The 12,630-nt window shown below is 46.0% G+C and carries 11 protein-coding genes and 1 pseudogene; 1 reads left to right on the forward strand and 11 read right to left on the reverse strand.

Annotated features, from left to right (window positions below; translation table 11 throughout):
• Nucleotide 1: 1 nt before the first annotated feature.
• From P4S59_RS21900 to P4S59_RS21910, 3 genes are all read right to left on the reverse strand, one after another.
• Nucleotides 2-991: a membrane dipeptidase gene (locus tag P4S59_RS21900; RefSeq protein ID WP_006742451.1), complete on the reverse strand. Its 990-nt coding sequence runs from the start codon at nt 989-991 to the stop codon at nt 2-4.
• A 69-nt stretch (nt 992-1,060) separates the two neighbouring features.
• Nucleotides 1,061-2,521: an aldehyde dehydrogenase family protein gene (locus tag P4S59_RS21905; protein ID WP_337160572.1), complete on the reverse strand. Its 1,461-nt coding sequence runs from the start codon at nt 2,519-2,521 to the stop codon at nt 1,061-1,063.
• A gap of 72 nt (nt 2,522-2,593) precedes the next feature.
• The gene (locus P4S59_RS21910; protein ID WP_012842492.1) at nt 2,594-2,992 is read right to left on the reverse strand and encodes a RidA family protein; all 399 of its coding nucleotides are present in this window, start codon (nt 2,990-2,992) and stop codon (nt 2,594-2,596) included.
• Nucleotides 2,993-3,147: 155 nt separating this feature from the next.
• Between P4S59_RS21910 and P4S59_RS21915 the strand changes: the two are divergent.
• Nucleotides 3,148-4,037: pseudogene (locus P4S59_RS21915) on the forward strand (LysR substrate-binding domain-containing protein).
• 105 nt (nt 4,038-4,142) lie between these two features.
• Here P4S59_RS21915 and P4S59_RS21920 read toward each other — a convergent pair.
• The 8 genes from P4S59_RS21920 to cyoA all read right to left on the reverse strand — a co-directional run bounded on the left by P4S59_RS21920 (nt 4,143) and on the right by cyoA (nt 12,560).
• Nucleotides 4,143-5,528 carry an FAD-binding oxidoreductase gene (locus P4S59_RS21920; RefSeq protein WP_337169053.1) on the reverse strand — a complete coding sequence of 462 codons (1,386 nt, stop codon included), beginning with the start codon at nt 5,526-5,528 and terminating at the stop codon, nt 4,143-4,145.
• 527 nt (nt 5,529-6,055) lie between these two features.
• Nucleotides 6,056-7,159, reverse strand: a complete 1,104-nt coding sequence (locus tag P4S59_RS21925; RefSeq protein WP_085343641.1) for an NADH:flavin oxidoreductase — start codon at nt 7,157-7,159, stop codon at nt 6,056-6,058.
• A 217-nt stretch (nt 7,160-7,376) separates the two neighbouring features.
• Entirely contained in the window at nt 7,377-7,790 is a 414-nt protein-coding gene (locus P4S59_RS21930; RefSeq protein ID WP_337169054.1) for a hypothetical protein, read from the reverse strand.
• A gap of 122 nt (nt 7,791-7,912) precedes the next feature.
• A complete protein-coding gene (cyoE, locus tag P4S59_RS21935) occupies nt 7,913-8,833 on the reverse strand; it encodes a heme o synthase (RefSeq protein WP_085343639.1) in 921 nt (306 codons plus the stop codon).
• Nucleotides 8,794-9,105, reverse strand: coding sequence for a cytochrome o ubiquinol oxidase subunit IV (gene cyoD / locus P4S59_RS21940; protein WP_012842490.1), 312 nt, complete (start codon nt 9,103-9,105; stop codon nt 8,794-8,796). The genes cyoE and cyoD overlap by 40 nt, the downstream gene beginning before the upstream one ends.
• Nucleotides 9,105-9,707 (reverse strand): cytochrome o ubiquinol oxidase subunit III, encoded by a 603-nt coding sequence (gene cyoC, locus P4S59_RS21945; protein ID WP_005375782.1) that lies wholly within the window; start codon nt 9,705-9,707, stop codon nt 9,105-9,107. Before cyoC ends, cyoD begins: the two co-directional genes overlap by 1 nt.
• Entirely contained in the window at nt 9,697-11,733 is a 2,037-nt protein-coding gene (gene cyoB / locus P4S59_RS21950) for a cytochrome o ubiquinol oxidase subunit I (protein WP_005375781.1), read from the reverse strand. Before cyoB ends, cyoC begins: the two co-directional genes overlap by 11 nt.
• A 5-nt stretch (nt 11,734-11,738) precedes the next feature.
• Nucleotides 11,739-12,560 (reverse strand): ubiquinol oxidase subunit II, encoded by an 822-nt coding sequence (gene cyoA / locus P4S59_RS21955; RefSeq protein ID WP_443089054.1) that lies wholly within the window; start codon nt 12,558-12,560, stop codon nt 11,739-11,741.
• Between the last annotated feature and the right edge of the window lie 70 nt (nt 12,561-12,630).

The raw sequence follows: 12,630 nt of genomic DNA on the forward strand, positions 1-12,630 counted from the left end.
ACTATGAAATAGGCTCTAATCCTTCTTTGAGGAAGTTAAACCAGTTTTCACCCAATATTTTTCCTGCCTCAGATTCACTGAATCCGTGACGCATTAATCCGTTGTAGATGTTCTCCATCCCTGCACTGCCGCAGAACCATGGCAGCGCATCTGGCCATCCCGAGTTACTTGCCGAACCTTCGCCGTAATCCATCGCTTTTGACCAACGACCGTTGCGCATCCACTCCAACACTTGTTGCGGCTGGTTTAAGCACAAATCGCTACCGATACCTAAATGGTCAACGCCAAACATGTCTGCGGTTTTCGCAACCATCTGGCAGAAATCATCCAGCGTGCACTGGCTGCCATTTGGCAAATGGAACGGATATAAACTGAATCCAATCAAACCGCCGCGCTCCGTCAGTGCTTTGATCACGGTGTTGGACTTGTTACGCAGTGCGTCATGCGCAAATGTCGGGTTAGCATGGCTGATACAAATTGGACGCGAAGAGAGCTCGATAGCTTCCAACGTTGAACGCTCCGCGCTGTGGGACATATCAATGATCATCCCGACTCGGTTCATCTCTTCAATCGCTTGCTTACCAAAGCGAGTTACGCCGGAATCGTTTTGTTCGTAACAACCTGTCGCCAGTAAGCTTTGGTTGTTGTAGGTCAGTTGCATGATCAGCAGACCTTGGCGGCGCATCACTTCAATCAGGCCAATTTCATCATCGATAGGTGAGCAATTTTGCGCGCCGAAGAAGATGCCGACTTTGCCTTCTGCTTTGGCTTTTTCTACATCTGCCATTGAATAAATAGGCATGATGAGGTCCGCATTTTGCTCGAAGCGCAAGTTCCACTCAGCAAAACGCGTTAAGGTTTCGCGCGCAGTTTCGTGGTAGACGATAGTGGCATGAACGGCGGTAATGCCACTCGCCTTGAGTGTTTGGAAGTACTCTCGATCCCAATTGCAGTACTGCAATCCGTCAATCACAATCCGTTGTTGGTACATAACCACTCCTTAAACAATTTCTTAGCCTTTCAGTGCGGGTAGCTGACACCATCAGCTACCCTGCTGTTCTTAGTAAGGGCGCTGATAAGCGGTTTTCACCACGGTGTAGAACTCTTTGGCGTACTGACCTTGCTCACGAGGACCAAAGCTAGATTCTTTACGGCCACCAAATGGGACGTGATAATCTGTACCCGCAGTTGGCAAGTTCACCATGACGCAGCCCGTTTGGACTTGCTGTTTGAAGATCGCGCTATTGCGCAGGCTTTGCGTAATAATGCCGCCTGTCAGGCCAAAGCGCGTATCGTTCGCGACTGCAATTGCCTCATCCAGATCAGAAACGCGAATCACGCTTGCCATTGGTGCAAAGACTTCTTCTTGGTTCACTTCCCAGCTGTTTTGTGTGTTCAAGAACAGGGTTGGTGACATGTAGTACCCGTCATGCTCTAGGCTCAGACGCTCGCCACCAAAAGCCAGCTCTGCGCCCGCTTGGCGAGCGTTTTCGATCCACTCAAAGTTCGCATTCAGCTGGTTACCATCAACAACAGGGCCCATGAATACGCCCTCTTCCAGTGCGTGACCCACTTTTAATTCGCTCATGCGTTGGATTAGCGCTTCAACATACGCGTCGTGAATTCCGTCCATAACCACAAGACGAGAAGACGCGGTACACTTTTGACCCGCACCCGAGAATGAGCCTGCGATTGTGGCTTCAACGGCAATTTGAATGTCTGCATCATCTGCCACTACGAGCGCGTTTTTGCTGCCCATCTCTAGCTGACAACGCACAAAGTTTGGTGCCGTTGCCGCCGCTACTTTACGGCCTGTGTCCACAGAGCCAGTGAAGCTCACGCCGTTCACATCTTTCGAATTGATAAGGGTATTACCAACTTGCGAACCGCTACCCAAAACGAGGTTAAACGTGCCAGCAGGTAAACCTTGGCGATGGATAATCTCAGTCAGTGCAACGGCACTTGCTGGAGTTAGGTTGGCAGGCTTCCAGACGACACTGTTGCCAAACGCAAGTGCTGGCGCGATTTTCCAAGCCGCTGTTGCTGTTGGGAAGTTCCAAGGAGAGATAATGGCGATAACGCCGACGGCTTCGCGAGTAACTTCAACGGAGACACCTGGACGGACGGAAGCAGCGTTATCGCCAATTTGACGCAGTACCTCAGCAGCAAAATATTGGAAGAATTGGCCAGCACGGTAAATCTCACCTCGACCTTCAGCAAATGGCTTACCTTCTTCACGCGACAGCAAAGTGCCCAATTCGTCACATCGTGTAATGAGCTCATCACCAATCGCTTGCAGCACTGCTTGTTTGCGCTCGATTGGTGTTTTTTCCCACTCTGGCTGCGCTGATTTAGCCGCTTGAATCGCTTGCTCTACTTGAGACACACTCGCTTGTGCGAAATCGCCAATGTTTTCGCTGATATCAGAAGGGTTAATATTGGCGATGGTGTCCATGCCCGATTGCCATTCACCTGCTATATAGAGGGATTTTTCTGCTTGAACATTGTTAATAAAAGTCATGGTTCTTTCCTTGTTCTTCCGATTTGTGATGGCAAGCCACCCACTCACTGATCTCAATTATTCTTGTTGGATTTATTCTGGTTGGCTTGCCGACGCGTAGACGACAAACTCCACCAACATTTCTTCTCGTGCTAACCCTGCAACCACCATGGCGGCGCGATTTGGGTACGGCGCTTCAAAATATTCCGCGTACACTTGGTTAACGGTTTTTAAGTATTCTCTGTCGGTCACGTAAATCAGGACCTGCAATACAGAGTCCAAAGACTCCCCTGCACACTCCAGGGTGTGAATGAGATTGTTAAAGGTTTGACGTGTTTGTGCTTCGATGCCACCTTCAACAACCGCGCCTGTATCATCAATAGGAATTTGTGCTGTATACAGAGTTCCATTGTTAACAATCGCCCATTCAAGCGGCGCTTTAGAAGCAAATAGACTGGTTTTTACTGGATGTTTTTTAGTAGAAGTATTCACGTGCCTTTCAACCTTTGTAACAACTTTGTTTCAATACAGTTAAATGATGCACATTGACAGGCGATAAATCTAACGGTAAATTTTTTACATTTGATAAATAAAACTTATCACCTCATTGAGAATAACGTAAATAAAGGGATTAAGAGGCATTAGGGATGAGTATTAAGCTTCAACAATTAATGCATTTTGTGATGGTAGTCGAGGAAGGGGCTTTCGAGCCGCTTCACATCGTGCAAATCGATCTCAGGCTGCGCTCTCCACGTCGATAAAAGAGCTAGAGAAAATGCTAGGACAAACGCTGTTTGAGCCCGGCAACAAAACCAAATTAACGCCTTTTGGTGAGATTTGTTTGCCCAAGGTGGTTCAGTTTCTCAATATCTACAGTGCGCTGGACAACGATCTCAAAGCTGCCGCGGCCGGACAGCAAGGGAGAGTGCGAATTGCGAGCGTTCCTTCTGTTGCAGCGAAACTCATCCCGAGCGTGTTGGGTGCCTTTTGCGAGCAGTATCCAAATGTAGAAGTAAGCTTAATCGATGATAACGCGGCGGGCGTCGAGGCTCGCTTACTCTCCGGTGAAGTCGACTTGGCGCTCGGTAACCCCTCTCACCTTGATGAGGGCGGCATTGACTTTACACCGCTGTTGTCCGACCCCATTGGCGTGGTGTGTTTAAAAGATAACCCTATTGCCGATCAAACAGAGGGAATCGAGTGGCAAACTTTGCTCGAACAGCCTTTTATTCGTAACGGCACCTGTACGCTTCTCGATCCAACCCCAGCCAGAGCGCTGAGTGAGCAAGCGCTCTATTCGGTCGAGAATATCACTTCGCTGTTTTCTGTCTTAGAACTTGGGATTGGTGTCACGACCCTACCGAAGCTTGCTTTCCCAACCAATGAAACACGCTTGGTTTGGATCCCGCTTATCGATCCACCGCTTGAAAGGCAAATTGGTATCTTTACGTTGACTGACCGCACGATCTCGCCTCAAGCTAAAGCGTTTCATGATTTGTGTGTACGTTATCTAAACTATCAAGATGAAGATACGTAGTTCGAAGGTTTTAGCTAACAGTGGCTCCATTAGATTTTAGAGCCACTGTTATTTGATATTAAGTGACAGATCCGGTCATATGAAATGACGACGCTCTTATTCCACTTATTCTGGCTTGATATTCTGATTCATTCTGAACAAATTATTTGGATCAAACTTCTTCTTCACTTCTTGTAAGCGCGCAAAGGTTGGACCGTAGGCAGACTCTGTACGTTCAGCTTCGTCTTGTGTAAGGAAATTGATATACGCTCCGCCACTTGCATAGGGCTTAGTCTTGGCAAAAAATTCCCTTGCCCAGCTGATGCAAGCTTCATCATCTTCTGCTAAATCCCATCTTCCATGTACATTTAATACATAGTTTGCATCACGGCTAGAATAAGCCATAGACTCGGGCTCAGGTCTAGAGGCAGCGCAGCCAAGAGAGGCGATAAAAATCTCACACTGAGGCGATGGTAACTTACCTGCGTATTCTATCGCTGCATCAATCACACCTTCGCTTAGCGAGTTAAAATTGCGCGATTTCCAATAGTTACGTGCGCCCGGAGTAAGCAATGGATCAAACGCTTGCTGCCACGCCGCAAATGGCTGTACACCAACGTGCTCACCATGTGCATCACCAAACTCTCTCAACGGTGCAATTAACTTCTCACCTTCAGCCGGGTCACCCGCATAACATATCGCGAGTACAACCACTTCTTTTCCGTGAACGCTTTCAGGTAAGAATGGGAGTGGCGGCGCTTTCCGACTCACCATCCAGACACTTAGATCATCAGGGGCCGACTCAGTGAATTTCGCAAACTGGGTGATAATGGATTTCGCTTGCTCAAATGGAAAGACAATGAGACCACTTAACACCTCTGGACCGACAGGATGTAGCTGGAATTCAAAACGCGTAACGATACCAAAGTTACCGCCGCCCCCACGTAACGCCCAGAACAAATCGGCATTTTCTGTCTCATTCGCGAGCAGTTGACGACCATCTGCAGTTACGACATTTGCAGAGACCAAGTTGTCTATCGTCATACCATATTTTCGGCTCAACCAACCAAAACCACCACCAAGCGTTAACCCCGCAATTCCCGTGGTTGAATTAATGCCGACAGGCGTTGCTAATCCATATTTTTGTGTGGCCTCATCGACATCAGCCAACGTACAGCCAGGTTCAACGAAAGCCCTTCTTTCGCTTTCATCCACTTGAACATGATTCAAAAGCGACAAGTCGATCATCACACCATGATCGCAAACCGCATTGCCCGCAATATTATGCCCACCACCTCGGACCGAAAGTAGCTGATTGTTATCCCGAGCAAAGTTAACCGCCATCACGACATCATCGGCAGACTTGCAGCGAGCGATAACACCGGGACTGCGATCTATCATGCCATTCCAGATTTGACGAACTTCGTCGTACGTAGGATCTCCGGGCAAAACAACATCACCCTGAAATTGATTTTTGAAGTGTTCAATGGTTGCATTTTCTAGACTATTCATATTAATTGCCTCTCACGTTTTACATGAGGCTTGCAAAGCACAATGCAACGACAAGCTAATACAAGTCCCTCACAATTAAACGTGACGTTTGAGTAGCTATTTTCAGCAAATAAACAAGGCCCCACAGTAACGATACCGCAGGGTCACAAATTCCCTTACTCTCTTGGGTTCGATAAAGCTGAAACACAGTTATAAAAATCAGATAGTTATCGCAATGATACCGCACCTCAAAGCACCTTCTGTATTCTTTACCCTGCGTGACACTCGCACCTAATTATTAATAAGTTCATTGTAAGTTTAGAATGCAATTTAGTTTCAGATATGAAACTTTGTCTTATAATTAATATTTTTAATAATTAATTATATTACCTTTATTTATCAATTAAATAGGATTATAAAAATATTTCGGACTGCGAATAGTGAATAGCCGTTAGAGGCAGTGATATTGAATTAAATAGAATAGCCTTCTTAGTATTTTAGAAGACTATTGCATTATTAATCAGTGACATACCGTCACTTAAGGTGGGTTATTTACGACGATTTCGATTCTTATACACTACGCAAAAGTTACCACGTTTGGTACGGCACTTTGAGCAACGTTCGCAATCCACTGGCGCTCGATTACCCTCTTTCCAGCGCTTTATTAACTGAGGCTCAGCCAATAAAGGACGTGACACAGCGAAAAATTGGATATCTGTGTTTTCTGCAATTTTCTCAATCGCATCAATGTCACTCAATCCGCCGACAGTAATCACCGGTATGTTAACGTCCTGACTGATCACGTGCCCATATTCGTGAAAGTAACCTTCTTCTTGTAGTGTATAACCATCGAACGTTTCACCAACAAGTTCGTTTGCTTTGCCGTGAACATTGCCAGATACGATGATCGCATCAACGCCTACTTCTTCAAGTTTCTTACAGACGACGCGAGTTTCATCGAACGTTAAACCGCCGTCAAAGAACTCTGTTGCCGTCAGTTTAACGAGGATGGGAAATTCGCTCCCAACCAGCTTTCTGGTTTCAGAAAAAATTTCTAAAAGGACACGCATGCGATTTTCTAAGCCACCACCGTATTCGTCTTCGCGACGATTATAGTACGGGCTTAAAAACTGGTTAATTAAATAAGTGTGCGCCGCATGAATCTCTACGCCGTCAAAACCAGCGTCTTGAGCACGTTTACTCGCCAATGCGAATGCCTTTACGATGTAGTCGATTTCGTCCTTAGTCATCACTTTGCCTTGCGTATTCGTGCCACGCTCAGGCACGTCACTCGGAGCGAAGATGACACGCTCACCGACGTTGTAGGTGGTTTTGGTTCCACCGTAAGCAATTTGCATTACGATTTTAGAATCGTGTTGATGTACTAGCTCTGTTAGCTTTTTGTATTCTTCAATAAAAGAGTCGTTGTAGATCCCCATCATCCCAGCGTTGGGTTTCTCTTCTTCCACGATATTGGCATAACCAGTAACAATTAAACCCACTTCACCTTTCGCCAACTCTTCGTAAATATCGTAAAGCTTATCCGTCATGTGGCCATCTTCGGTCGCCATGTTCTCCCACGTTGCGCTGCGCACAAAACGGTTCTTTAGGGTCATGTTGCCAATGCGGGCTTCGGAAAACAAAATGCTCAAAACCAGTCCTCTTAATGTTGTCTTTATGGTTCTATCTTTTCCCAAGTAACCAAGAACAAAAAAGGAACAGCGATACCCAACGTATGGCTGTTCCTTCTCTGAATCCGTGAGACCTGCAAACTACAGGCGCACCTTAATGCCTCGTGGGTGGCAAAACTTTAATCTGGATTAAGGTTTAGTGAGATAAGCTTGTAAGAAAAGCAACTCGGCCGATTTCTCAGTTTACCTTCACTCTACATTCTGGGGGTAAGATCTTCTCTTTTTCGAATGAGACTTCACAATCCACAAGAACGCTTCCTCCCTCATGTAGATAAAAGTAATCAAGCACGAAAAATACTTTATTATCACGCACTCCATACTCTTCTACAAACACGCCAGCACTCTGGTTGAAATCCAGTTTTTCATTATCTAGAGAAATGGAGGCAACTCGAAATACATCATTTATTTCATAATCTGAACGATTAATTGTATCGACTTCAATCACTGGATTAATCTCCATGTTGTGGATAATAAGCCTGACAAGAATATCTCCAATACGATAAGTTTCCACGGAGCTAACCGAGGACGGAACTTGGGCTAATACGCATGAAGAAATTGCAACAATTGAAAGAAGAGTAAAACGACGAAACATGAACCAAGACCATAGTAAAAAGGGATAATCATATTATCTCTTTTAGGCATGAATTCGAGTCTAGCAAAGCATGTAGCTCTCAGAATGGGAGCTACATAGAAGTGATATAAAGAATTTCAAACTCAATAAATAAACGGCAACGGAATAAGCTCTAATCCTAGTACACCACTGATCCCCATCACCACTAGCAGTGAGACTTTAAACACCGACTTTGACCAAGCGATGTAGTTGCTGTCATCAATGCTGCGAAAGGTCACTTTCGTCCACATAAAGCAAACAACCGCTGCAACCGCTAAGTATTCATACCCGGCTTCACCAAGTAAAAATAACCCCAACGATACTGCTCCAAACGCCACGACATACGCTTTCATGTGTCGATGCGCTTTATGAATGCCTTCTTTAACTGGCAATACGGGAATCCCGGCTTCTCGGTAGTCTTGCATGCGGAACATGGCAATGGCATACGAGTGCGGCATTTGCCAGAGACAGAACATGGTAAAGAGTAAAATCGCTTCCAAGCTAATGAAGTTTGTTACCGCCAGGTAACCCACCAATGGCGGGACTGCGCCTGAAATACTTCCCACTAAGGTTCCATACACCGAGTTACGTTTGTACCACATCGTGTAAAAGAACACGTAATACACGTAGCCAAGCAAAACGACGACAGCGGATAGTGGGTTCACTCGGATAAATAACAGTGCGGTTCCTACCAGCAATAAAGCAAGTGCATAAACAAACGCAATATCGATATTGATGTTGCCTTTCACTGTTTCACGATTTTGTGTACGTGCCATCTTTTGGTCGATATCACGATCAAAAATATTATTCACCACACAACCTGAAGCGATGACTAACCCCACACCAACTAACGTTGTAACGAACAACATTAGACTGGCTGGTTCTGTTTTTGCGGCGAGGAAGAACCCCGCCGCAACAGAAATCAGGTTGCCGAAAATAATGCCCGGTTTGGTGATAGACAAATAACTTTTCAGCATACCTTGGCCTACAACTTCATGTTGACGTTCATGTTGTAGATGATCCATACCGAGCCAGCGATAAGGATAAGTACAACAATGGCGGTAAACATCAGTGATACAAGGTTCCAACGTCCGTCGGATGTTTTTGTTTCCATGTGCAAGAAGTATTTGAAGTGAACAAATATCTGCACTAATGCACATCCAAATAGAATCGCATAGGTTGTTGTATCTGGTAATGATTTCGTCCAAACAAAGTAGAACGGAATTACCGTCAGAATCAGTGAGGCAATGAAGCCTTTCACGTAATCTGACGCACTGGTTTCTACATGTTGATCCATTACATTACCCCCAGTAAGTAAACGATGGTAAAGACACAAATCCAGACGATATCTAGAAAGTGCCAGAATAGGCTTAAGCAGTTAAAGCGCATTGCCATATTGTCGTTCAGACCTTTCGTCGACAGTTGATGGTACGCTACCGCTAACCAAATCAGACCAAAGGTTACGTGCAGGCCGTGCGTACCAACCAACGTAAAGAATGCCGATAGGAATGCACTTGTTTGTGGACCATAGCCTTCTTCAATCAGGTGATGGAACTCATAGACCTCCATACAGATAAAGCCAAGACCAAGCGCGAACGTTACTAACATCCAACGTTTGAGACCAGCAACGTTGTTGCGCTTCATCGCGATAATGCCAAAACCAAATGTGATACTGCTAAACAGCAGCAGCATGGTTTCGACAAACACGAATGGGAGTTCGAAAATGTCTTTACCTGTTGGGCCCGCAATTGAATTGCTCGACAGCACAGCGTATGTCGCGAACAAGGTCGCAAACAGTACGCAGTCACTCATCAGGTAAACCCAAAAGCCAAATAGCTTGTTGCCATTCGTGTCATGGTGGTGATCATGGTCGTGATGTGCTGCGATATTAGTTTGCATACGTCACCTCCAGATCATCTTTACTTTCGCTGTCTTTCACTGAGTTTTTCTTCGCTTCTTCAAGCTGAGCTCGACGCTCGGCCTCAATTGCTTTGATCTCTTCAACTTCCACGTAGTAATCCACGTCATCGTTGTAGCTGTGCTGAATACACGTCACGATAATACCGACCAAACTTGCCGCCGCTAGCCACCAGATGTACCAAATCATGCCGAAGCCAAATAGGAGCGACCAAGCCGACACGTAGATGCCTGTTGCCGTGTTTTTTGGCATATGAATACGTTCGTATTCCACTTCTTTAGTTGGATCGAACTCGCCACTTTGTTTCTGGTACCAGAAGGCATCCAGCACATCACCTTTTGGCAGGTGTGCAAAGTTGTAGAACGGCGGTGGAGACGATGTTGCCCACTCAAGAGTACGACCACCCCACGGATCACCAGTTAGGTCACGGTTTTGCTCGCGGTCACGGATACTCACGTAAATTTGGATGAACTGAGACAATACGCCCAGCGCAATCACAACCGTACCTGCTGCGGCAATCGATAACAGTGGGAAGTATTCAGGGTTGATGTCTTGGCTTAAACGACGAGTCATACCCATAAAGCCCAGCGCGTAAAGCGGTAGGAACGCCATTAAGAAACCAATAATCCAAAGATAGAACGCACGTTTGCCCCAAGTTTCATTCATGGTGAAACCTGTCGCTTTCGGGAACCAGTAAGTGATCGCAGCGAAACATCCAAACACCACACCACCGATGATAACGTTGTGGAAGTGAGCAATCAGGAATACTGAGTTATGCAGAACGAAATCTGCGCCCGGAACAGCCATTAGTACGCCTGTCATACCACCAACAGTAAAGGTGATCAGGAAGCCCACCGTCCACATCATTGGCGTCGTAAAGCGGATGCGGCCTTTGTACATGGTGAATAGCCAGTTGAAGATCTTCACCCCTGTTGGGATAGAAATAATCATCGTGGCAATACCGAAGAAGGCATTTACGTTCGCGCCAGATCCCATCGTAAAGAAGTGGTGTAGCCAAACGACAAACGCAAGAATCGTGATAACTACGGTAGCCCAAACTAGCGATGTGTAACCGAACAACTTTTTACGTGAGAAGGTTGCGGTGACCTCTGAGAACACACCAAAAATTGGCAAGATCAAAATGTACACTTCTGGGTGGCCCCAAGCCCAAATCAGGTTGACGTACATCATTACATTGCCGCCAAGATCATTGGTAAAGAAATGCATACCTAGGTATCTATCCAGCGTTAGCAGAGCGATGGTGACGGTCAGGATTGGGAATGAAATGATGATCAAAATGTTTGCACACAGAGACGCCCAAGTGAAAACTGGCATCTTCATCATTGGCATAGACGGTGTACGCATACGCAAAATGGTCGCGAAGAAGTTCACGCCTGTTAACGTCGTACCGACACCTGATATCTGCAGCGCCCAAATCCAATAGTCGACCCCGACTCCTGGGCTAGCCTCAATACCTGAAAGCGGCGGATACGCCAACCAACCGGTGCGACCAAATTCACCTAAGCCGAGAGACATGTTTGTTAGGATGACACCAACAACAAACAGCCAGAAGCTCAAGTTATTCAGATACGGGAAAGCTACGTCACGCGCACCAATCTGTAATGGCACGATGATGTTCATCAGACCAATAACCAATGGCATCGCTACGAAGAAGATCATGATCACGCCATGGGCAGTAAAAATTTGATCGTAGTGATGCGGTGGTAAGTAACCTGCTTCACCCGCAGAAGAAAGGAGTTGCTGACTACGCATCATGACTGCGTCAGCAAAACCACGAACAAGCATCACCATCGCTACTGCGATGTACATGAAGCCAAGTTTTTTATGGTCTACTGAAGTAAACCATTCATTCCACAAATATTGCCACTTTCCGGCTTTAGTTACCGCGTAAACTACGGCTAAACCAACCAGCGCCACAACCGCTAAGGTGATGACGATAATAGGTTCGTGGAATGGAACTGAATCAAGAGTTAATCTTCCAAACATTACGATTATCCTTGGTTTTCAGGCAAACAGTTCATTGAACCAGGATGCTGAGTCACAACGTCGGTGAACAAGAACGGAGGAACGCTAGAGAACAAAGTGACTGGCTCTGCGATACTTGGCGCTGCCAGTGAGCTGTATTGCTCCCAATCTTCAATACGTTCAGGGCTCGCCTTCACTTTCTGCACCCAATTTAGGAACGCAGCACGATCAGACATTGCTGAAGCTGTGAACTTCATTTGCGAAAAGCCTTCGCCGCTGTAGTTCGATGCAAAACCCTTGTAGTCACCTTCGTGGTTCGCTATCAGGTTGAGCTTGGTAACCATTCCTGGCATCGCGTAGATCTGTGTACCTAAGCGAGGGATGAAAAACGCGTTCATGATGTTGTCCGAAGTCAGTTTGAACTGCACTGGCACATCTTTCGGGAACGCCACATAGTTCACCGTCGCAATGTTTTCTTCTGGATAAATGAACAACCATTTCCAATCGAGTGACACCACTTCGATGGTCATTGGTTTAACATCACTTTCCAAAGGTTTGGAGGGCTCTAGTTCATGAGTCGAACGCCATGTGATCGTCGCAAGAATCGCAATGATGATGATTGGAATTGTCCATACCACCACTTCGATTTTGGTCGAGTGTGACCACTCGGGTGCGTACTCTTCTTCAGTGTTAGAGGCGCGGTATCGGTAAGCGAAGTAAATCGTCATTAAAATCACAGGGATTACAACGATCAACATCAGCAAAAGAGCAGTAATAATTAGCTCTTTTTCCTGCACACCAATGGCACCTTTGGGGTCAAGTAAAGCTGAATTACATCCTGAGAGCATAAGTATGACGGACGCCAAACTTCCCTCGACAAGATGCGTTTATATCTTGAGGCTTCCATTAACTTTCTCG

Origin of the sequence: Vibrio sp. M60_M70 (assembly GCF_037162085.1) — a bacterium.
GTDB lineage: Bacteria > Pseudomonadota > Gammaproteobacteria > Enterobacterales > Vibrionaceae > Vibrio > Vibrio diabolicus.